The following is a 20,876-nucleotide window of genomic DNA, read 5'->3' as shown; positions in this document are numbered from 1 at the left end:
AGAATGCCCGCCATGGATCGCAGGCCTTTCATCGGCGTCAGCACCTACCTGGTCGACGCGAGTTGGAGCAACTGGCAGGGCCGCCGGGTGGCCCTGGTGCCCGAGCGGTACACCGCGTACGTCCAGGAGTCCGGCGGGATCGCGGTGCTGCTCCCGCCCGACTCCCCCGACCGCGCACCCGAGGTGCTCGCCCGGCTCGACGCCCTCGTCATCGCGGGCGGGCCCGACATCGACCCCGCCTACTACGGCCAGCCCGCCCACCCCCGCACCGAGGTCGACTCCCCCGAACGGGACCGGTGGGAGTCGGCCCTGCTGCGGGCGGCCCTGGCGGCCGGGATGCCGCTGCTGGGGATCTGCCGGGGCATGCAGGTGCTCAACGTCGTCTGCGGCGGGACCCTCGTCCAGCACCTGCCGGACGTCGTGCCGGTGGACGTCCACGGCGGCGCGGACGGCGGCTACGGAACGCACCTGGTGCGGCCGGTGCCGGGGACGCTGCTCGGCGGGCTGCTGCCGGAGAGCGAGGTGGAGGTGCCGACCTTCCACCACCAGGCCGTCGACCGGGTCGGGGCGGGCCTGCGGGTCTCGGCCCACGCGCCGGACGGGACGGTCGAGGCGGTCGAGGGCCCGGGCTTCACCCTGGGCGTGCAGTGGCACCCGGAACAGGGGGACGACCTGCGGGTGATGCGGGCCCTGGTGCGGGCGGCCACCGCGGCGCAGTTGGACACCGCGCTGATCGGGTAGCCGAGGCGCGCCCGCCCCCTCGGAACGACCGCTCAACGGCAACGACAACGGTCACCAGTACAGCCTTTGGATCTTTGTCCGTTCTGCGGTTCACTTCGGGTGCAGGGCGATCGCGCCCCTCCCCTCCCCACCCGTGCGTCCAGAGAGGACTTCGATGGCCGGGCACGAGCATTCCCACACTGATCATGCGCATGACCACCAGCACGCGCACGACCACGGCGGACACCGGCACGGCGGACACGGCGGCCACTCGCACGGTGTCGCCGCCGACGCCGACCGCCGCTGGCTGCTCGGCGCCCTCACGCTCATCGTCGTCTTCATGGCCGGCGAGGTCGTGGTCGGCTTCGCCGCGAAGTCCCTGGCCCTGATCTCCGACGCGGCGCACATGCTCACCGACGCCGCCTCGATCGTCCTCGCGCTGGTCGCGATGCGCCTCGCCGCCCGCCCGGCCCGCGGCGGCTACACGTACGGCCTCAAGCGCGCCGAGATCCTGTCCGCCCAGGCCAACGGCGTCACCCTGCTGGTGCTGTCCGCCTGGCTGGGCTACGAGGCCGTCACCCGGCTGTTCGAGCCGCCGGAGGTCGCCGGCTCGCTGGTGCTGGTCACCGCGCTGATCGGGATCGTGGTCAACCTGGCCGCCGCCTGGTGCATGTCGAAGGCCAACCGCAGCTCGCTGAACGTCGAGGGCGCCTTCCAGCACGTGCTCACCGACCTGTACGCGTTCATCGCCACCGCCGTCGCCGGCGCCGTCATGCTGACCACCGGCTTCGTCCGGGCCGACGCGATCGCCTCGCTGATCGTGGTCGCGCTGATGCTCAAGGCCGGCATCGGCCTGGTCCGCGACTCCGGGCGGATCTTCCTGGAGGCCGCCCCGGCCGGCATCGACCCGGACGCGGTGGCCGACCGGATGGTCGCCCAGCCGCTGGTCGAGGAGATCCACGACCTGCACATCTGGGAGATCACCTCCAACCAGCCGGCCCTGTCCGCGCACATCCTGGTCACCCCCGGCGGCGACTGCCACGCCGTCCGGCGCGAGCTCCAGCGCGGACTGGCCGACGAGTACGGCATCACCCACAGCACGCTCCAGGTCGACCACGTCGGCGAGGACGCGGCCGGCGCCCTGCTCCAGATCGCCGCCCCGGGCGAGCAGCCCGCCGAACACTGCGCCGACGCGCACGGCCCGGTCCACCGCGCCGGCCCGCACGAACACTGAAGCCGCCCTCCTGTCGTCGCGGTGCGGCATGATCTGACACGTGACCGCACCGCGACTGATGCTCCTCGACTCCGCCAGCCTGTACTTCCGGGCCTACTACGGCGTGCCGGACACCCTGCGCTCCCCGCAGGGCGAACCGGTCAACGCCGTCCGCGGCCTGCTGGACTTCATCGCCCGGCTGGTCCACGACCACCACCCCGACCAGCTCGTCGCCTGCATGGACGCCGACTGGCGCCCGCAGTGGCGGGTGGACCTCCTCCCCTCGTACAAGACCCACCGCGTCGCCGAGGCCGCCGAGGACGGCGAGGAGGAGGTGCCGGACACGCTCGCCCCGCAGGTCCCGGTGATCGAACAGGTGCTGGACGCGCTCGGCATCGCCCGGGTCGGCTCCCCCGGCTACGAGTCCGACGACGTCATCGGAACCCTGACCGCCCGCGCCAAGGGCCCGGTGCAGATCGTCACCGGCGACCGCGACTTGTTCCAACTCGTCGACGACGCCCGCGGGATCACCGTGCTCTACCCGGTCAAGGGCATGGGCAACCTCCAGGTCACCGACGACGCGCTGCTCCTGGAGAAGTACGGCGTGCGCGGCGCCCAGTACGCCGACATGGCCGCCCTGCGCGGGGACCCGAGCGACGGCCTGCCCGGGGTCAAGGGCATCGGCGAGAAGACCGCCGCCCAGCTCATCAACGAGTACGGCGACCTCACCACCATCCGCGCCGCCGCCCTCGACCTCTCCTCCAAGCTCACCCCGGCCCGCCGCCGCAACCTCGTCGAAGGCGCCCCCTACCTCGACGTCGCCCCGACCGTCGTCCGAGTCGCCCTCGACGCCCCGCTCCCCGCCTTCGACCCGGCCCTCCCCCACGAACCGCTCGACCCGATGACCCTGGAGGAGCTCTCCACCCGCTGGGGCCTCGGCAGTTCCCTCGACCGCCTCCTGGAGTCCCTCTCCGCCCGCTGAGCCCCCGGCAGAGGGGCCTATTTCCGCCGCCCCAGGCGAAACAACGCCGTCGGCGAGGACACCCGGTACCTCTGTCGGGCCGACGCCGAACGCCTGGACCTTCCGCAGGAGGAGGCCGGACGCCCACCGCATCATCACGCGGTGCCGCAGGGCACTCGGTTCTGCCTGAGAATTCCCACGAACCCCAGCCGCCCGAGCCGGAATATACGAGAATCACGATCCCGCCGGCGAATCTCGACCGCCTAACGTCCTGCCGATGGCTTCGATCGGCACGGGAGTTGAGTGATGATCACGAGGCCGCAGTGGTTGACGGATGGCGTCCTGCCGAGTGGTGTAGCAGGGATCTTGGTGTAACCCCTGGCCATAAGGGAGCCATCGCGCAACTCTCCGAGTAGGCATGCTCGTTGAGTGAGAGGTGCGCGATGGCCGCGGCTGGGCCGGCTCATCCGGGAAACAGGCCGACCGAACGAAGCCCTCGCCCGGGCCTTGTGCGCCGTTGCGGCCAGTCACAACGATCCGGCACGACCGAGCCGGGCATCCGTCACTCAGTGGGTCCGCCAAGGCGTCATGCCCTCCGGGAACATCCCCCAGCACTACTACACCGTCGCCGTGAAGCTGGCGGCCGAGGCTGACGACCCCGCGATGGCCGGCCACGTCCTGCGCGCCATGGCCCACCAGGCGGTCGACCTCCGGAAGCCGCACCATGCTGTCAGGGTCGCCGAGGCGTCGATGGTCGGCGACCGATTCCGGCTCGCCAGCCCTCGCGAACGGTCTCTGCTCGGCGTCGTCCACGCACGCGCTCTCGCCGCTGCGGGGCGCGCCGCGGAGGCGAACGCCGCACTCCTTCGGGCACGCCGGTCATCGAAGTGAAGCCCTGGTTCGAGGAGTTCGGCGCGCGCGGAGAAGTGCGCCAACCCGCATGGACCACGGAGATGCTCCGCGACTACTTCGCCCCGGCGCCTCCCACACCCTGACCATCGGCGTCGCCTCGCTCGTTTCGGCTGCCTCTTCTCCACGAGAAGTCGACCTGATCGACTTCCCGTGCAACCGCTCACAATTCCGGTGCCGCTTCGGCCCCGCCGAAGCGGCACCGGCTTGGAATCTCGCTTCTGTCATCAGAATGCCTCTGCCCCTGTCATCGGCGGGGGCAGAGGCATTTCCTCTGCGCAGGAAGCCCCAGCGGCGAGGCGAAGCCGAAGCCGCACGGGGGTGGGGGACGGAAGCCGCCGGGCACGCCAGGGGCCCGCACGTTCGGGGTGAACGGGCGGGCCCCTGGCGTTCGGCGGTCAGCCCACCGAGGAGTAGGCGATGATGCCGCGGCGCAGGCCGTCGACGGCCTTGCGGGCCGTCCGGCGCAGTTCGGCGTCCTCGCCGGCCGCGTCCTGGATCTGGCCGAGGACGTCGATCAGTTGCTTGGTCCAGCGGACGAAGTCGCCGGCCGGCATGTCGGCGTCGCGCAGCACCTGGTCCAGGCTGTGGCCGAGGGCCCAGCGGTGGGCGGCCCAGGCGAAGCCGAGGTCGGGCTCGCGCTGGCCGACGCCCTCGGCGGTGTTGATCCGGTGCTGCTCCTCCAGGGCGTCCAGGTGGCCCCAGATCCGGACCATCTGGCCGAGCGCCTCCTTGGCCGCGCCCTCCGGCACCCGGGGGGCGGTGGCGTCGTCGGACTGGCGCGCCTCGTAGACCAACGCCGAGGCGCAGGCGGCGAGTTCGGCGGCGTCCAGGCCGCTCCAGACGCCTTCGCGGATGCACTCGGAGGCGAGCAGGTCGAGTTCGCCGTAGAGCCGGCCGAGGCGCTTGCCGTCGTCGGTGACGGTGTCGCCGCTGAGGTAGCCGAGGTCGGTGAGCAGCCCGCAGACCCGGTCGAAGGTGCGGGCGATGGTGTGGGTGCGGGAGCGCATCCGGCGTTCCAGTACCTCGGTGTCGCGGTGCAGGCGGTGGTAGCGCTCGGCCCAGCGGGCGTGGTCCTCGCGCTCGTCGCAGCCGTGGCAGGGGTGCTGGCGCAGTTCGGTGCGCAGCCGGGTGATCTCCTGGTCGTCGGCGGCGGCCGCGCGGCCCCGGCGGAACCGCTCGGGTTCGAGGTGGCCGGCCTTGGTGCGCAGCGCGGAGGCGAGGTCCCGGCGGGACTGCGGGCTGCGCGGGTTGAAGGACTTGGGGATGCGCACCCGCTCGACGGCGGCGACCGGGTACGGGAAGTCGATCATGGCGAGCCGCTTGACCTGCCGCTCGGCGGTGAGCACCACCGGGCGGGGCCCGTCCTGGAAGTCGGGGTGGCGGCCGACCCGGCCGTTGCGGCTGACCGGCGGCAGGCCCGGGTCGAGGACGAGGGCGAGGCCGGCGAACTTGCCGGTGGGGACGTGGATGACGTCGCCCGGCTTGAGGTGCTCGATCGACTCGACGGCGGCCGCGCGGCGCTGGCTGCTGCCCTCGCGGGCGAGTTCGTTCTCCCGGTCCTTGAGCCGGCGACGCAGGTCCATGTACGCGTCGAAGTCGCCGAGGTGGCAGGTCATCGACTCGCGGTAGCCCTCCAGCCCCTCCTCGTTGCGCTGGACCTGGCGGGCGATGCCGACCACCGAGCGGTCGGCCTGGAACTGGGCGAAGGAGGTTTCCAGCAGTTCGCGCGAGCGGTGCCGGCCGAACTGGGAGACCAGGTTGACGGCCATGTTGTAGGACGGCCGGAACGAGGACTTGAGCGGGTAGGTGCGGGTGCCGGCCAGGCCGGCCAGCGCCTCCGGGTCGAGGCCGCGCTGCCAGAGCACCACGGCGTGGCCCTCGACGTCGATGCCTCGGCGCCCGGCCCGGCCGGTGAGCTGGGTGTACTCGCCGGGGGTGATGTCGGCGTGGGTCTCGCCGTTCCACTTGACCAGCTTCTCCATGACCACCGAGCGGGCGGGCATGTTGATGCCGAGCGCGAGGGTCTCGGTCGCGAAGACGGCCTTGACCAGGCCCTTCACGAACAGCTCCTCGACCACCTCCTTGAACCGCGGCAGCATCCCGGCGTGGTGGGCGGCGATGCCGCGCTCCAGCCCGTCCAGCCACTCGAAGTAGCCGAGGACGTGCAGGTCCTCGTCGGGGATGTCGGCGCAGCGCTCCTCGACGAAGGCCCGGACGAGGGCGCGGTCGGCGTCCTTGTTGAGCCGCAGGCCGGAGCTGAGGCACTGCTGGACGGCGGCCTCGCAGCCGGCCCGGCTGAAGATGAAGGTGATCGCGGGCAGCAGCCCCTCGGCGTCGAGCCGGTCGATGACGTCCACCCGGCCCGGCGTCCAGACCCGGCCGGGGCGCCCGTTGGGCATGCTGCGGCCCCGGCCGCGGCCCAACCGGTCGCGCGGGTTGCGGTCCAGCTCGGAGCGGGCGAGCCGGACCAGCTCGGGGTTGACGGCCTTGCCGGGGTTGCGCGGGCCGTCCTTGGGGCGGCCGTCCCGGTCGGGGTTGGCGAACAGGTCGTACATCCGGTTGCCGGCCATCACGTGCTGCCACAGCGGCACGGGCCTGGTCTCGGAGACGATCACCCGGGTGCCGCCGCGCACGGTGTCCAGCCAGTCGCCGAACTCCTCGGCGTTGGAGACGGTCGCGGAGAGCGAGACGAGGGTGACCGACTCGGGGAGGTGGATGATGACCTCCTCCCAGACGGCGCCGCGGAAGCGGTCGGCGAGGTAGTGCACCTCGTCCATGACGACGTAGCCGAGGCCGTCGAGGGTGCTGGAGCCCGCGTAGAGCATGTTGCGCAGCACCTCGGTGGTCATGACCACCACGGGGGCGTCGCCGTTGACGGTGTTGTCGCCGGTGAGCAGGCCGACCTTGGCGGCGCCGTAGCGCTTGACCAGGTCGCCGTACTTCTGGTTGGACAGCGCCTTGATGGGCGTGGTGTAGAAGCACTTGCGGCCGCCCAGGAGGGCCAGGTGCACGGCGAACTCGCCGACGATGGTCTTGCCCGAGCCGGTGGGCGCGGCGACCAGGACGCCCGAGCCGGCCTCCAGCGCCTCGCAGGCCTCCAGTTGGAAGTCGTCCAGCGGGAAGTCGTACAGCTGCTGGAAGCCGTGGAGCGCGGTCGCCTGTTCCTTGGCCCGGCGGCGGCTGGCCGCGTACGCCTCGGCGGGGCTGAGCTCCTGGTCGTCGTGGGGCTGGGGCTCAGGGGTGTTCATCGCCGTCCGGGTGTGGTTGGTGTGATCTCGCATCTCAGCGAGAGGTTACCCGGCGGCACTGACATCGATAGCACCGTTTTTCCGTGCGACTTTCCGTGCGGCTTCCGTACGGCTTTCCCCGCGGCTTCCGTGCGGCTTCCACAGGGCTTCCGCACGGCGGGATCGGCCGCGGGATCATTCCGGGATCGCTTCCCTCTCACATCCATAGTTGCAAACATCTTCAAGTGATCGGAGTCCGACCAGCTTCGGACGTCTCCGGTCATCCCCGGTGGACCGCCGCCGGCCTCCCTACCGTCGTTGCCACGGCGGAGCGACCGCCACCAACTCACGGGAGGACACCGACGATGGCGAACCTGGAGACGTCCCTCAAAGAGGCCATGGGGATCGACGGCGCGATCGGCGTCGCCCTGGTCGACTACGGCAGCGGCATGGCGCTCGGCAGCCTCGGCGACGGCGGCGAACTGGACCTCAACGTCGCCGCCGCCGGGAACACCGACGTGGTCCGCGCCAAGATGCGGGCGATGGAGATGCTCAACCTGCACGACAACGAGATCGAGGACATCCTGATCAGCCTCACCAACCAGTACCACATGGTCCGACCGATCACCACGCCCACCGGACGCGGCCTCTTCCTCTTCCTGGCGCTCAACCGCGGCCGCTCCAACCTCGCGATGGCCCGCCACCAGCTCAAGCGGATCGAACTCTCGCTGGAGATCTGAGCGGACCGACACCAGGGAAGGGGGGACTCGTGGCGGTAGCGCTCTACCAGGCCAAGGCCGAGTTCTTCCGGATGCTCGGCCATCCCGTCCGGATCCGGGTGCTGGAACTGCTCCAGGCCGGACCGACTCCCGTCCGCGGGCTGCTCGCCGAGCTGGAGGTCGAACCCTCCAGCCTCTCCCAGCAGCTCGCGGTGCTGCGCCGGTCCGGCATCGTCACCGCCACCCGGGAGGGCAGCACGGTGGTGTACGCGCTGGCCGGCGGCGACGTCGCCGACCTGCTGCGAGCGGCCCGGCGGATCCTCACCGGGCTGCTCGCCGACCAGAACCTGCTGCTCGCCGAGCTGCGGGCCAGCTCCGACCGGGCCGGCTCCGAGCGGGCCGGCCCCGAGCGGGCCGGCCCCGACCGAGGCAGCTCCGAGCGGGCCGGCCCGGAGTAGCCGTGTGCGGACCGGGGCCGGACCAGCCGCGCGCGCAGGCCGGCCCCCGCGAGCCGGTCAGCCCTTCAGCAGGTCGGCCAGCCCGTCCGCCAGCCGCTCGTACTCCCGCGGCCGGTTGTACAGCTGCGCGCTGACCCGCAGCACCCCGCCACCGGCCCACGGGCGGATCGCGATCCGGGTGCCGAGCCGCTGCCACACCTCGTCCCGCAGCGGTCTCACGTCCTGCTCCGCCTCGACGCACCCGGCCGGCAGCCGGACGGAGCGCATCGAGACCCCGGGCGTCGCGGGCAGCGGTGACAGGCCGGCCCGCTCGGCGAGCACCCGCTGGCCGTACCCGGCGAGCGCGGCGTTGTGCGCGGCCACCGCCTCGGGGCCGAGCTCGCGCAGCAGCTCGAACCCGGCCGGGGCGGCCAGCCAGCCCGTGTAGTCGCAGGTGCCGCGCCACTCGACGTTCCACGGGAAGCCCCGGTCGTGCTCCCAGGAGAAGGTGAGCGGGCGCACCCGGTCCACCCACTCCGGGCGGACGGCGAGCACGCCGGTGCCGCGCGGGGCGAAGGCCCACTTGTGCAGGTTGCCGAACCAGAAGTCGGCGTTCGGGTCGACCGGGGCGGGCAGCATGCCGGGGGCGTGGGCGCCGTCCACGACGGTGGTCACGCCGCGCTCGCGCAGGTCGGCGAGCAGGCCCGCTCCGGCGATCAGGCGGGCGGTGGGCGAGGTGATCTGGTCCAGCACCGCGACGGTGACGCGCTCGTCGACGGCGGCGAGCACCGCCTCCCGGACGGCCTGCTCGTCGGGGGTGTCCAGCGGCAGTTCGACCTCGACCACCTCGGCGCCGGTCTCGGCGGCCCGGCGGGCGGCGGCCCGGGTGACCACCCCGTAGCCGTGGTCGGTGACCAGGATCCGGTCGCCGGGCGCGAACGGGATGGTGTCCAGGGCTATCGCGACCGCCTCGGTGACGTTGGAGACCAGGGCGAGCCGGCCCGGGTCGACGGCCAGGTCGGCGGCGATCCTGGTCCGCGCCGCGCCGACCCGGGCCGGCAGGTCGGCGAAGAAGCCGTCCGGGTCCAGCTCGTGTTCGGCGCGCAGCCGCTGCTGCGCCCGCTGCACGGGGACGGGCACCGCGCCGAACGAACCGTGGTTCAGGTGCGCCGCGTCCGGTGAGACGCCGAACAGCCCGTCGGCCGCGGGCAGCGGGGCCGGGGGTTCGGCGGTCCACAGGTCCTCGATCACGGCATCCTCCGCATTGTGATGTGTGACATTTCACATGACAGGGTACTGGTCGGGTGGCGTGTCCCGAGACGACGATCGGGCCGTGACCATCACCGACCCCTTCCTGTCGCTCAGCGCCCGCACCGGCCGGTTCACCTTCGGTGCGCCGCGCGCGTTCACCCTCGCCGAGGACGGTACCCGGCTGCTGCTGCTCCGCTCGACCGGTTCCGAGGATCCGGTCGACCGCCTGCACCTGCTCGACACCGCCACCGGCGAGGAACGACTCGTGGCCGACCCGGCCGTCCTCGCCCCCGGGCGCGCCGGCCGCCGCGACGACCTGCCCGCCGTAGAACGACGGCTGCGCGAACGCACCCGCCTGGTCGCCGCCGGCATCGGCACGTACGCGGCCACCGCCGACCTCGCGACCGCCGTCCTCGTCCTCGACGGCCGGCTGTTCCGGATCGACACCGCCACCGGCACCGGCACCGAACTGCCCGTCGCCGGGCCCGCGTTCGACCCCCGGCCGGACGCCGCCGGCGAACGCGTCGCCTACGTCGCCGACGACGCCCTGTACGTCACCCCCGACCTCGAACCGCTCTCCCCCGCCGACGGCGCCCGCTGGGGCGTCGCCGAGTTCGCCGCCGCCGAGGAGCTCGGCCGCTCCCGCGGCCACTGGTGGCGCCCCGACGGCGGCGCGCTGCTGGCCGCCCGGGTGGACGAATCCGCCCTCCCCCGGCGCTACTTCGCCGACCCCGCCCACCCCGGCGAGCCCGCCGAGGACTTCGCCTACCCGCAGGCCGGCGGCCCCAACGCGGACGTCCAGCTCTGGGTGCTCGGCCTCGACCGCAGCCGGGTACGGCTCCGCTGGGACGCCGCCGCGTTCCCCTACCTCTGCGCCGCCACCTGGGCCTCCGACCAGGAGCTGCTGCTCACCGTCGCCGACCGGCTCCAGCAGCACGTCCTGCTGCTGACCGCCGACCCGGCCACCGGCGAGACCCGCGAACTCTCCCGCACCACCGACGAGTTCTGGGTCGACGACCTGCCCGGCACCCCCGCCCGGCTGACCGACGGCCGACTGCTCACCGCCCACGACACCCCGCAGGCCCGCGGCCTCGCCCTGGACGGCAAGCCGCTGGACACCACCGGGCTCCAGATCCGCCGGGTGGTCGGGCACCTGGACGGCCGGCTGCTCTGCGAGACCGGCCAGGGCGACCCGGCCGACCAGTACGTCCACCTGGTCGACCCGGACGGCGGCGCACCCGAACCCGTCACCACCGGCCCCGGCGTGCACTCCGCACTCGCCGCCGGCCGCACCCTGCTGCTCACCACCGCCGACGCCGACGGCATCCGGCGCCGGCTGCTGCGCGACGGCTCGCTCGACGCCTCGCCCGACGGCCCCGCGCTGCCGCTCACCGACCTGAGCGCCACCCTGCCCTACCGGGTGCGGCCACGGCTCGCCCGGGTCACCGAACTCGGCCTGCCCACCGCCGTGGTGTACCCGCGCGACCACGTCCCCGGCCGCCTGCTGCCGGTGCTGCTGGACGTCTACGGCGGGCCCGGCTTCCAGGCCGTGGCGGCCGAGCCGCGCCGCTGGCAGCTCCGCCAGTGGTGGGCCGACCAGGGTTTCGCCGTCGTCACCACCGACAACCGCGGCACCCCGTTCGTCTCGCCGGAGTTCACCCGGGCGATCTTCCGCCGCTTCTCCCAGGTGGCGCTGGACGACCAGGTGAACGCCCTGCGGGCACTCGCCGGGCAGCACCCCGACCTCGACCTCGGCCGGGTCGGCGTGCGCGGCTGGTCGTACGGCGGGTACTTCGCGGCGCTCGCCGTGCTGCGCCGCCCGGACGTCTTCCACGCCGCCTGCGCGGGCGCCCCGCCCACCGACTTCCGGCACTACGACACCGCGTACACCGAGCGCTACCTCGCGCTGCCGCAGGACAACCCGGAGGGCTACGCCGACGACTGCCTGGTCACCGACGCGCCCGGGCTGACCCGGCCGCTGCTGCTGATCCACGGGCTGGCCGACGACAACGTCCACCCCTCGCACACCCTGCTGCTCTCCGAGGCGCTCACCAAGGCCGGCCGCCCGCACAGCGTGCTGCCGCTGCCGGGCGTCACCCACATGACCCCGGGTGGAGTGAACGAGCAGGTCACCCAGGCCGAACTCGCCTTCCTGCGGGCGTCCTTGGGCTGAGCCTCCGGATTCACGGACAGGGGCGTCGCACCGGTGGTGCGGCGCCCTTCGCCTTGCCCTCACCTCTTCCACGTGACCCGTGACATGTGAAATATTACCTGCGCTTCACCGAACGATTACTCCCACCCGGACCACCCGGGGCGCCCGGAAGCCCGGACCGCCCGGAAGCCCGGGACCCTCATCCCCCGGAAAGGACCGGTCAGTTGCGCAGACTGTCCGCCGCACTCGCGGCCGCGCTCACCACGAGCGCGATAGCCGCCACCCTGCTGGGCACCCCCGCCCAGGCCGCTCCCCTCACCGCCGCGACCGCCCCCGCCACGATCGCCGCCGCCCCGGCGGAGCAGGGCGCCGAAGCCCCGCCCGCGCCGCTCGCCCCCCAGGAGCGCGAGCGGCAGGCGCTCCGCACCAAGGCCCTGGAACAGCTCAACCAGGGCACCGTCGCCAAGACCGCCGGCAAGCGGGCCCCCGCCAAGGTGAAGGTCGGCAACGACTACGTCCAACTGGCGCACCAGCGCACCGACAAGGTCTTCGTGATCCTCGCCCAGTTCGGCGACGAGGTCGACAACACCACCCAGTACAACGGCCAGCCCCGCTACGGCGGCACCCCCGGCCCGCGCCACGACCAGATCCCCAAGCCGGGCAAGGGCGACAACCACACGCTGTGGGAGCCGGACTTCGACCGCGGCTACTACCAGAAGATGTTCTTCGACGACACGCCCGGCGCCGTGTCCATGCGCAACTACTACCGCACCCAGTCCTCCGGCCGCTACGACGTCCAGGGCACCGTCAGCGACTGGGTCACCGTCCCGTACAACGAGGCCCGCTACGGCAGCAACAAGGGCCCGCAGGGCTCCGGCGCCTGGACACAGGGGCAGGAGTTCATCCGGGACGCCGTCAAGGCCTGGTACGACGGCGAGATCGCCAAGGGCCGCAGCGTGGCCGACATCAAGGCGCAGCTCGCCCAGTACGACGTCTACGACCGCTACGACCACACCAGGACCGGCGAGTTCAACCAGCCCGACGGCTACCTCGACAACGTCATCGTGGTGCACGCCGGCGTCGACGAGACCTGGGGCGGCGGCGCCCAGGGGGCCGACGCGCTGTGGGCGCACCGCAGTTGGACCTTCCCCGACGCGACCGGCCGGACCGGCCCGGAGGGCAACAAGATCGGCGGCGCGCCGGTCGGCGACACCGGCCTCTACGTCTACGACTACGTCCAGGCCGGCGAGAACAGCGGCGTCGGCCTGTTCGCCCACGAGTACGGCCACAACCTCGGCCTGCCCGACCTGTACAGCACCAACGGCGGCGACAACAGCGTCAACTTCTGGTCGCTGATGTCCTCCGGCTCCTACCTCGGCAAGGGGCCGAACACCACCGGCGGCTACCCCGGCGACCTCGACGCCTGGAGCAAGCTCCAGTTCGGCTGGCTCGACTACGACGAGGCGCAGGCCGCCACCCGGTCCAGCCACGCCCTCGGGGTGAGCGGCTACAACACCGACCAGGCCCAGGCGCTGCTCGTCCACCTGCCGGACAGCACCACCAGCACCGACCTCGCCGACCCGTACGAGGGCGCCAGGCAGTGGTGGAGCGACACCGGCGACAACCTCGACAACTCGCTCAGCCGGGACGTCGACCTGCGCACCGCCACCGGCCCGGCCGCCCTGGACGCCGCCGCCTGGTACGACACCGAGCAGGACTACGACTTCCTCACCGTCGAGGCCTCCACCGACCAGGGCAAGCACTGGACGGCCCTGGGCGGCACCGTCGACGGCGCACCGATCGGCAACACCAACGCCAACACCCCCGGGCTCAGCGGCAGTTCGGGCACCTACCGGAAGCTGCACCTCCCGCTGGACGGCTATCTCGGCCAGCAGGTCCGGCTGCGCTTCCACGCCACCTCGGACGGCAACACCCACGGCCGGGGCGTGCTCGTCGACGCCGTGAGGATCACCGCCGGCGGCACCGAGCTCTTCGCCGACGGCGCCGAGAACGGCGCCAACGGCTGGACCGCCACCGGCTTCACCGTCATCACCGGCCGCACCGCCGTCAAGCAGCACCCGCGCGCCTACCTCGCCGAGAACCGCCGCTACACCGGCTACGGCGCGTTCCTGAAGACCGGCCCGTACAACTTCGGGTACACCGGCGTCGCGGGCAAGGCCGACGTCGTCGACACCTACCCGTACCAGGAGGGCGTCCTGCTCTGGCTGTGGGACACCGCGTACGGCGACAACAACACCAAGGACCACCCCGGCGGCGGGCTGATCCTGCCGATCGACGCCCACCCGGCGGCGGTCCGCTTCGCCGACGGCACCCTGGTCAACGGGCGGGCGCAGACCTACGACGCGCCGTTCTCGCTCAGGCCGACCACGGCGTTCACCCTGCACAAGGGCGGCGTCGCGGTGCGGATCCCGTCCGAGCCGGCCGTCCCGGTCTTCAACGACCACACCGGCACGTACACCGACCCGGCCCTCCCGCAGCTCGCGGTGAAGGTCCCGGACACCAACACCAGGATCGAGGTCGTCCGGGAGTCCCAGGGCGGGCGGATCACCACCGTCCGGGTCGGCCCGGCCTCGTAGGAACCCACAGCGAAGGCCCCGGGCCCCCCGACGAAAAGGGGCCCGGGGCCGGCTCGTGGGTCTCACCGCGCCCGGCGAACGGTTCACGCCGACCTCGGGCGGGGCCGTTCGGCGCCGACTCCAGGGGACAACTGTCCTGCTCGGCAACGGCAGTAATGCTCTGCGCAGCGAACGATCCGACCACGTCCGGTACGCTGGATCTTCAACAGGACTTGAAGTCAAGGAGTCGAGGAGCAGGCATGGACACCGCACCGGTCGACCTGCTGAGCGTCGGCGAGGTGGCCCGGCGGGCCGGGATCGCCACCTCGGCGGTGCGCTTCTACGAGGACCAGGGGCTGATCTCCTCCGAGCGGTCGCCGGGCAACCAGCGCCGCTACCGGCGGCACGTGCTGCGCCGGATCTCGCTCATCCTGGTCGCCAAACGGCTCGGCATCCCGCTCTCCGAGGTGGCCGAGGTGTTCACCGGGCTCCCCGAGGACCGGATGCCGGGCAAGCACGACTGGGACCGCATCTCGCGGCGCTGGGCCGAACAACTGCGCGCCCGGCGGGCCGAGTTGGAGCGGCTGGAGGAGGAGCTGACCGGCTGCATCGGCTGCGGCTGCGTGTCGCTGCGCCGCTGCCGGGTGCTCAACCCCGGGGACGAACTGGCCGCCGAGGGGCCCGGCCCGCGCCGGCTGCTGCCGGGCACGGCGGGCGAGGCCGGCGGGCCGTCCGGACCGTGAGAAAGGCCGGAGCATGAGAACGGCCGGACCATGAACCGGACCGTGAAAACGGTGGAACCCGGTCGGACGCGGCCCTCGTGAGGTTCCCCGCCGCGCCCGACCGGGCGTCTGCGGCGAGGGATCGCGTCCCTCGCCCGTTGGGTGCCGTACCGCCCGGCGTGGGGGCAACTGGGCGGTACGGCGGCTCTGTGTGCCCGGCCTCAGACCTCCGGCCTCAGACCTCCGGGAATCAGGCCTCCGGGAAGTGGCAGGCCGCCTGCCGGCTACCCACCCCGGCGATCTGCAGCAACGGGCGTTCCGTGCGGCAGATCTCCTGCGCCTTGGGGCAGCGCGGGTGGAAGGTGCAGCCGGACGGCGGGTTCGCCGGGCTCGGCGGGTCGCCGAGCAGCACGATCCGCTCCCGCGCGCGCTCCGCCGCCGGGTCGGGCAGCGGGACCGCGGACAGCAGCGCCCTGGTGTACGGGTGCGCCGGGCTGCCGTACACCTCGGCCTTGTCGCCGATCTCGACGATCCGCCCGAGGTACATCACCGCCACCCGGTCGCAGACCCGCTTGACCACCGAGAGGTCGTGCGCGATGAACACGTACGCCAGGCCGAGCTCCTGCTGGAGCCGCTCCATCAGGTTGACCACCTGGGCCTGGATGGAGACGTCGAGCGCGGAGACCGGCTCGTCGGCGATGACCAGCTTCGGCGAGGTGGCGAGCGAGCGGGCGATGCCGATGCGCTGCGCCTGGCCGCCGGAGAACTCGTGCGGGTAGCGGTCGATCTGCTCGGGGATCAGCCCGACCAGTTCCATCAGCTCGCCCGCCCGCCGGCGCGCGTCGGCCGCGCCCGCCCCCTGGAGCATCAGCGGCTCGGAGATGATCCGGGCCACCGTCTGCCGGGGGTTGAGCGAGGAGTACGGGTCCTGGAAGACCATCTGCAGGTGCCGCCGGTGCGGTCGCAGCCGGGCCTGGGAGAGCCCGCCGATCTCGGTGCCGTCGAAGGTGACGGTGCCCGAGGTCGGGTCGAGCAGGCGGACGATCATCCGCCCGGTGGTGGACTTGCCGCAGCCGGACTCGCCGACCAGGCCGAGCGTCTCGCCCTTGCCGACGTCGAAGCTGACGCCGTCGACGGCGCGGACCGGGGCGCCGGGGCGGCCGGTGCGGCTTCGTCGACCGGGGAAGGTCTTCACCAGGTCCCGTACGGACAGCAGGGTTTCGGTCATGGCCGGACTCCTTCCGGCACCAGCGGCAGGTGGCAGGCGGCCTGGTGGCCGGGGGCGAGCGGGCCGAGCTCTGGGCGTTCGGCCAGGCAGCGGGCGTGTTCCTCGGCGGTGGCGGCGTCGGTGCGGGCGCAGCGCGGGGCGAAGGAGCAGCCGGGGGCGGGGGCGATCAGCGACGGCGGGCTGCCGGGGATGGCCCGCAGCGGGGCGTCGTCGGTGTCGTCCAGGCGCGGCAGCGAGTCCAGCAGGCCGCGGGTGTACGGGTGCCCGGGGGTGGCGAACAGCCGGTCCACCGAGGCCTGTTCGGCGGCCCGGCCGCCGTACATGACCAGCACCTCGTGGGCGACCCGGGCGACCACGCCGAGGTCGTGGGTGATCATGACGACGCCGAGGCCGCGCTCCTGCTGGATGCGGGCGATCAGGTCGAGGATCTGCGCCTGGACGGTGACGTCGAGGGCCGTGGTGGGCTCGTCGGCGATCAGCAGTTCGGGCTCGCAGGCGAGGGCCATGGCGATCATGACGCGCTGGCGCATGCCGCCGGAGAACTGGTGCGGGTACTCGTCGACCCGCCGGGCCGGCTCCGGGATGCCGACCTCGGCCAGCATCTCGACCGCCCGCGCGCGGCCCGCCCTGCGGTTGGCCTTGAAGTGCACCCTGTAGTGCTCGGCGATCTGCTCGCCGACGGTGTAGAAGGGGTGCAGGCTGGACAGCGGGTCCTGGAAGATCATCGCGATCCGGCGGCCCCGGACGGTGCCCAGCTCCCGTTCACCGAGCCCGTTGAGCTCCATCCCGTCGAGCCGGATCGAGCCGGTGACGGCGGCGCCGCGGTGCAGGCCCATGACGGCGAGCGAGGTGACGGACTTGCCGCTGCCGGACTCGCCGACCAGGCCGAGGGTCCGCCCGGCCTCGACGGCGAAGGAGATGCCGTCCACCGCCCGGACGACGCCCCGGGGCGTGTCGAAGGAGACCCTGAGGTCGTCGACCTCCAACAGAGTCATCAGTACCTCACTCTCGGGTCGACGTACGCGTAGAGCAGGTCGACCAGCAGGTTCGCGGCGACGATGAAGGACGCCGCGAGCAGGGTGACGCCGAGGATGACGGGCTGGTCGGAGCGGACCAGCGCGTCGTAGAACAGCCGCCCGACGCCGGGCAGGCCGAAGATGGACTCGGTGATGACGGCGCCGGCCAGCAGGCCGCCGAGGTCCATGCCGAAGATGGTGAGGATCGGCGTCATCCCGGAGCGCAGCCCGTGCTTGACGGCGACGGTGCCGGGCGGCAGGCCCTTGGCCCGGGCGGTGCGGATGTACGGCTCGGCCATCGCCTCGATCATCGAGTTGCGGCTCTGCCGGGCGTACATGGCCGCGTACAGCAGGGCCAGGGCGATCCACGGCAGCAGCAGGTTGGAGGCCCAGGCGACCGGATCGTCGGTGAACGCGTGGTACGCCGGGTACCGCAGCAGGCCGGCCGTCCGGACGACGCCCCAGATCAGCATGATCGAGGTGAAGTAGACCGGCAGCGACGCGGCGCCGACCGACGCCACCATCAGCGTCCGGTCGGTGAGCCCGCCCTTGCGCAGCGCCGAGGTGACGCCGGCGCCCAGGCCGAGGACCAGCCAGAGCACGGCCGCGCCGATGGCGAGCGAGACGGAGACCGGCAGGCGGTCGGTGAGCAGGTCCCAGACCGGCAGCGAGTACTCGTAGGAGTAGCCGAGGCAGGGGAAGCCGCAGTGGGTGGCGCTGGCGCCGCTGCCGTAGTCGCGCCCGGCGACGATGCCGGTGAGGTAGGTGACGAACTGCTCCCAGACCGGCTTGTCCAGGCCCATCGCCGTCTTGACCTCGGCGACCCGTTCGGGGCTGCAGGTCTTGCCGCAGGCGGCCACCGCCGGGTCGGAGGGCAGCAGGTAGAAGATGGTGAAGGTGATCGCGCAGACGGCCAGCAGGATGCCGGCCGCGGCGAGCAGTCGGCGTCCGAGGTAGAGGGTCACGACCGGCCTCCCCGGGGGTCGAGGATGTCGCGCAGCGCGTCGCCGAGCAGGGTGAAGGCGAGCACGGCGAGGAAAAGGAAGACCGTCGGGATCAGGAAGTACGTCGGGTCGGTCTCGTAGTGGACGATGCTCTCGGCGATCATCTGGCCCCAGGACGGGGTCGGCGGGCGCACGCCCACGCCGAGGTAGCTGAGCGCGGCCTCGGTGGCGATCATGCCGGGGACGAGCAGCGTGGTGTAGGCGATGATCGGACCGGAGACGTTCGGCAGGATCTCCCGGGTGAGGATCCGCCAGGAGCGGGCGCCGCCGACCTTGGCCGCGTCGACGTACTCGCGGTGCTTGAGCGAGAGGGTCTGGCCGCGGACCACGCGGGCGATGCCGGGCCAGCCGAACAGGCCGATCACCAGGGTCATCAGCAGGATCCGGTTGACGTCCTTGGCCACCGACATCATCGAGATCATGAAGATCAGGGACGGGAAGGACATGGTGAGGTCCATCAGCCGGGAGAGCACGGCGTCGGTGCGGCCGCCGAAGTAGCCGGCGGCGATGCCGGTCAGGGTGCCGGCGACCACGACCAGCACGGTGGCGGTGAACGCGATCAGCAGCGAGGTCTGGCCGCCGTGCAGGACCCGGGCGAACAGGTCGCGCCCGGTCGCGGGTTCGACGCCCAGCCAGTGCCGGGTGCCGATCCCGCCGAAGTCGCCGATCGGCAGGCCGCCGAGATAGGGGTCGATCGCGCGTTTGTCGAACTCGTCGGGGGTCCAGCCGCCGAGCGTGCTCAGCGGTCCGGCCAGGGCGGTCAGCAGGACCAGGAGGGCGACCGTGACCAGGCCGAAGCGAGCCGAGCCCCTGGCCCACAGCTGGTCCCAGACCAGCCGCCACGGCCCGCGGCCGGCGGCCTTCGCGGGGCCCGCCGCCGCGACCGGCGCGGCGGCGGGCTCAGTGCGTGTGCTCATCGTGGACGGCCCCTCAGCCCTTGCTCTTCGAGGGGTCCTTGAGGCCGATGGTGGCGAAGTCCCACTGGCCGGTCCAGACCGGGTGGCCGAAGGCGCCGGCCACGTTGGTGCCGGCCAGCAGCGGGCGGCGCAGCCAGAGCAGCGGCACGGTGGGCGCCTTCTTCAGCAGGTCGTCGCTGAGCTGCATCCAGGCCTTGTCGGCCTCGGCCACGTCGCTCATCGCGTTGATCTGGTCGATCCGGTCCGAGGTGGCCTGGTCGCGGAACTGCTCGACGTTGCCCTGGTTGCCCTTCTCCTTGATGGTGCGGCCGTCGAAGACCTGGGGCAGGAAGGTGGCACCCGACGGGTAGTCCGGGCACCAGCCGAGGATGGCGAGGTCGGGCGCGTTCTTGGTGTCGCCGATGGTGTCGTAGTAGACCGACGGGTCGGCGGTGGTGATGGTGACCTGGATGCCGACCTTGGCCAGCGACTGCTGGAGGGCCTCGGCCCGGGTCTTGTCACCGGAGGAGACGGTCAGCGAGACCTTGAGGTCGGTCTTGCCGGCGTCCTTGAGCAGCTGCTTGGCCTTCTCCGGGTCGCCGGTCGGGGCGATCTTCAGGGTGTCCTGCTTGGTGCCGCCGGTCAGCGCGGGCGGCAGGTAGGAGGTGGCCACGTCGGCCGTCGCCGGGCCGCCGAACGCCGTGACCTGGGCATCCCGGTCCACCGCGTACATCAGGGCCTCGCGCACCTTGGGGTCGTCGAACGGTGCCTTGGAGGTGTTGGGGTAGAGCATGTCGGTGCAGCCCTGCTGCTCGGCGATCAGCCGGCTCTTCACGTCCGGCTTCGGCAGCACCTTGGAGATCGACTCCGGGCGCAGCGTCGCCCACTCGATCGTGGAGGCGTCCTCGCCCTCGCTCGCGATGATCCGGTCGTCGATCTGACCGGCCTTGAGCCCCTCGACGACGACGATCTTGTCCGGGTAGGCCTTGCGGACGGGGTCGGTGGACTGGTCCCAGTTGGTGTTGCGGACCAGCGTCAGCTGCTTGCCGCGGTCGTAGGTCTCGATCTTGTACGGGCCGGAGGAGAACGGGCGCAGGTCGTACTGGGTGCCCTTGTCCTGGGACTGCGGCACCGGGGCGAAGGTCGGCAGCGTCGCGGTGGAGGAGAACTCGGCGACCGGGCGCTTCAGGTGGAAGACGACGGTCTTCTCGTCCGGGGTCTCGATGCTGGCCAGGTGCTCGCCGTTCAGCGGGCCCTTGTAGTTCTCTCCGCCGGCCAGGTACTGCTGGGCGTAGTCGGGGCCGCCGGTGAGGTCCGGGGCGAAGGAGCGCTCGACGTTGTACTTGACGTCGGCGGACTTGATCGGCGTCCCGTCCTCGTACTTGACGCCGTCCTTGAGGGTGAAGGTCCAGGTCTTCCCGCCGTCGGAGGATCGGCCGAGGTCGGTGGCGAGGTCGGGGACGAGCTCGCTGCCGGCGGCGCCCGGCTCGGCCTTGAAGGTGACCAGGGTGCGGTAGAGCAGCCGGATGCCGAAGTCCATGTTCGGCATGGTCCAGTTGCGGGCCGGGTCGAGGTGGGCGAAGTCCTGGTTGGACAGGACGGTGAGGGTGCCGCCCTTGACCGGGGTGCCACCGACGATCGAACCGGACTCCGCCCCCGGGCCCTTGGTGCTGCCCGCCGCCGCGTCGGCGCCGCTGTCGCTCTTGTCGTTCTTGCAGGCCCCGAGGCCGAGGGTGAGGGTCGCCGCGAGGGCCGCCGCGAGGGCGGCGTGGGTGCGCCTGGTCATGTGCAACTCCGCTGTGGGGGGCCTGCCGTGAAGCCCGTGTCCGCCCCGGGAGGTGA

Annotated in this window: 16 protein-coding genes; 9 read left to right on the top strand and 7 right to left on the bottom strand. The window is 72.4% G+C overall.

All coding sequences use genetic code 11. The features are described from left to right. The first annotated feature begins 12 nt into the window (after positions 1-12). The 4 genes from ACIO9K_RS14315 to ACIO9K_RS14300 all read left to right on the top strand — a co-directional run bounded on the left by ACIO9K_RS14315 (position 13) and on the right by ACIO9K_RS14300 (position 3,785). Positions 13-741: a gamma-glutamyl-gamma-aminobutyrate hydrolase family protein gene (locus ACIO9K_RS14315; protein WP_363618171.1), complete on the top strand. Its 729-nt coding sequence runs from the start codon at positions 13-15 to the stop codon at positions 739-741. Positions 742-895: 154 nt separating this feature from the next. Next, positions 896-1,954: a cation diffusion facilitator family transporter gene (locus tag ACIO9K_RS14310; RefSeq protein ID WP_400329756.1), complete on the top strand. Its 1,059-nt coding sequence runs from the start codon at positions 896-898 to the stop codon at positions 1,952-1,954. A gap of 58 nt (positions 1,955-2,012) precedes the next feature. After that, positions 2,013-2,915 carry a 5'-3' exonuclease H3TH domain-containing protein gene (locus ACIO9K_RS14305; protein WP_400330130.1) on the top strand — a complete coding sequence of 301 codons (903 nt, stop codon included), beginning with the start codon at positions 2,013-2,015 and terminating at the stop codon, positions 2,913-2,915. 567 nt (positions 2,916-3,482) lie between these two features. Then, the gene (locus ACIO9K_RS14300) at positions 3,483-3,785 is read left to right on the top strand and encodes a hypothetical protein (RefSeq protein WP_400329753.1); all 303 of its coding nucleotides are present in this window, start codon (positions 3,483-3,485) and stop codon (positions 3,783-3,785) included. A 416-nt stretch (positions 3,786-4,201) separates the two neighbouring features. Here ACIO9K_RS14300 and ACIO9K_RS14295 read toward each other — a convergent pair whose 3' ends face one another. Further along, complete coding sequence (locus ACIO9K_RS14295) at positions 4,202-7,054, bottom strand: DEAD/DEAH box helicase (protein ID WP_400330127.1); 2,853 nt, start codon at positions 7,052-7,054, stop codon at positions 4,202-4,204. A 344-nt stretch (positions 7,055-7,398) separates the two neighbouring features. Between ACIO9K_RS14295 and ACIO9K_RS14290 the strand changes: the two genes are divergently transcribed. Further along, a complete protein-coding gene (locus ACIO9K_RS14290; RefSeq protein WP_350877952.1) occupies positions 7,399-7,773 on the top strand; it encodes a hypothetical protein in 375 nt (124 codons plus the stop codon). A 29-nt stretch (positions 7,774-7,802) separates the two neighbouring features. Then, on the top strand, positions 7,803-8,210 hold the full coding sequence (locus tag ACIO9K_RS14285) for an ArsR/SmtB family transcription factor (RefSeq protein ID WP_400329750.1): 408 nt from the start codon (positions 7,803-7,805) through the stop codon (positions 8,208-8,210). Between the two features lie 57 nt (positions 8,211-8,267). Here the strand turns inward: ACIO9K_RS14285 and ACIO9K_RS14280 are convergent, their stop codons facing one another. Continuing rightward, positions 8,268-9,440 carry an aminotransferase class V-fold PLP-dependent enzyme gene (locus ACIO9K_RS14280; protein ID WP_363583841.1) on the bottom strand — a complete coding sequence of 391 codons (1,173 nt, stop codon included), beginning with the start codon at positions 9,438-9,440 and terminating at the stop codon, positions 8,268-8,270. An 82-nt stretch (positions 9,441-9,522) separates the two neighbouring features. Here ACIO9K_RS14280 and ACIO9K_RS14275 point away from each other — a divergent pair, with 82 nt between their 5' ends. The 3 genes from ACIO9K_RS14275 (at position 9,523) to soxR (ending at position 14,911) form a co-directional block, all read left to right on the top strand. Beyond that, positions 9,523-11,613 carry a prolyl oligopeptidase family serine peptidase gene (locus ACIO9K_RS14275; protein WP_400329747.1) on the top strand — a complete coding sequence of 697 codons (2,091 nt, stop codon included), beginning with the start codon at positions 9,523-9,525 and terminating at the stop codon, positions 11,611-11,613. A gap of 203 nt (positions 11,614-11,816) precedes the next feature. Then, positions 11,817-14,189 carry an immune inhibitor A domain-containing protein gene (locus ACIO9K_RS14270; RefSeq protein ID WP_400329744.1) on the top strand — a complete coding sequence of 791 codons (2,373 nt, stop codon included), beginning with the start codon at positions 11,817-11,819 and terminating at the stop codon, positions 14,187-14,189. Positions 14,190-14,428: 239 nt separating this feature from the next. After that, positions 14,429-14,911 (top strand): redox-sensitive transcriptional activator SoxR, encoded by a 483-nt coding sequence (soxR, locus tag ACIO9K_RS14265; protein ID WP_363377928.1) that lies wholly within the window; start codon positions 14,429-14,431, stop codon positions 14,909-14,911. 229 nt (positions 14,912-15,140) lie between these two features. On the opposite strand, the gene ACIO9K_RS14260 is transcribed toward soxR, so the two are convergent. The 5 genes from ACIO9K_RS14260 to ACIO9K_RS14240 are packed head-to-tail and all read right to left on the bottom strand — an operon-like array spanning position 15,141 to position 20,820. Then, positions 15,141-16,118, bottom strand: coding sequence for an ABC transporter ATP-binding protein (locus ACIO9K_RS14260; protein ID WP_400329740.1), 978 nt, complete (start codon positions 16,116-16,118; stop codon positions 15,141-15,143). Continuing rightward, the gene (locus ACIO9K_RS14255) at positions 16,115-17,113 is read right to left on the bottom strand and encodes an ABC transporter ATP-binding protein (protein ID WP_400329737.1); all 999 of its coding nucleotides are present in this window, start codon (positions 17,111-17,113) and stop codon (positions 16,115-16,117) included. The genes ACIO9K_RS14260 and ACIO9K_RS14255 overlap by 4 nt, the downstream gene beginning before the upstream one ends. Beyond that, positions 17,113-18,099: an ABC transporter permease gene (locus ACIO9K_RS14250; RefSeq protein WP_400329734.1), complete on the bottom strand. Its 987-nt coding sequence runs from the start codon at positions 18,097-18,099 to the stop codon at positions 17,113-17,115. Before ACIO9K_RS14250 ends, ACIO9K_RS14255 begins: the two co-directional genes overlap by 1 nt. Next, positions 18,096-19,055 carry an ABC transporter permease gene (locus ACIO9K_RS14245; protein WP_363618148.1) on the bottom strand — a complete coding sequence of 320 codons (960 nt, stop codon included), beginning with the start codon at positions 19,053-19,055 and terminating at the stop codon, positions 18,096-18,098. Before ACIO9K_RS14245 ends, ACIO9K_RS14250 begins: the two co-directional genes overlap by 4 nt. 13 nt (positions 19,056-19,068) lie before the next feature. Next, a complete protein-coding gene (locus tag ACIO9K_RS14240) occupies positions 19,069-20,820 on the bottom strand; it encodes an ABC transporter substrate-binding protein (protein ID WP_363618146.1) in 1,752 nt (583 codons plus the stop codon). Positions 20,821-20,876 lie beyond the last annotated feature (56 nt).

This window comes from Kitasatospora sp. NPDC087271 (genome assembly GCF_044744605.1).
Classification (GTDB): domain Bacteria; phylum Actinomycetota; class Actinomycetes; order Streptomycetales; family Streptomycetaceae; genus Kitasatospora.
Note: the sequence above shows the minus strand (reverse complement) of the source record. Positions and strands in the feature narration are given on the sequence as shown.

Excerpts from the sequence above, each read along its gene's own strand:
- ACIO9K_RS14315 (WP_363618171.1), top strand. The coding sequence starts at position 13 with ATGGATCGCAGGCCTTTCATCGGCGTCAGCACCTACCTGGTCGACGCG.
- ACIO9K_RS14310 (WP_400329756.1), top strand. The coding sequence starts at position 896 with ATGGCCGGGCACGAGCATTCCCACACTGATCATGCGCATGACCACCAG.
- ACIO9K_RS14305 (WP_400330130.1), top strand. The coding sequence starts at position 2,013 with ATGCTCCTCGACTCCGCCAGCCTGTACTTCCGGGCCTACTACGGCGTG.
- ACIO9K_RS14300 (WP_400329753.1), top strand. The coding sequence starts at position 3,483 with ATGCCCTCCGGGAACATCCCCCAGCACTACTACACCGTCGCCGTGAAG.
- ACIO9K_RS14295 (WP_400330127.1), bottom strand. The coding sequence starts at position 7,054 with ATGAACACCCCTGAGCCCCAGCCCCACGACGACCAGGAGCTCAGCCCC.
- ACIO9K_RS14290 (WP_350877952.1), top strand. The coding sequence starts at position 7,399 with ATGGCGAACCTGGAGACGTCCCTCAAAGAGGCCATGGGGATCGACGGC.
- soxR (WP_363377928.1), top strand. The coding sequence starts at position 14,429 with ATGGACACCGCACCGGTCGACCTGCTGAGCGTCGGCGAGGTGGCCCGG.
- ACIO9K_RS14260 (WP_400329740.1), bottom strand. The coding sequence starts at position 16,118 with ATGACCGAAACCCTGCTGTCCGTACGGGACCTGGTGAAGACCTTCCCC.
- ACIO9K_RS14255 (WP_400329737.1), bottom strand. The coding sequence starts at position 17,113 with ATGACTCTGTTGGAGGTCGACGACCTCAGGGTCTCCTTCGACACGCCC.
- ACIO9K_RS14245 (WP_363618148.1), bottom strand. The coding sequence starts at position 19,055 with ATGAGCACACGCACTGAGCCCGCCGCCGCGCCGGTCGCGGCGGCGGGC.
- ACIO9K_RS14240 (WP_363618146.1), bottom strand. The coding sequence starts at position 20,820 with ATGACCAGGCGCACCCACGCCGCCCTCGCGGCGGCCCTCGCGGCGACC.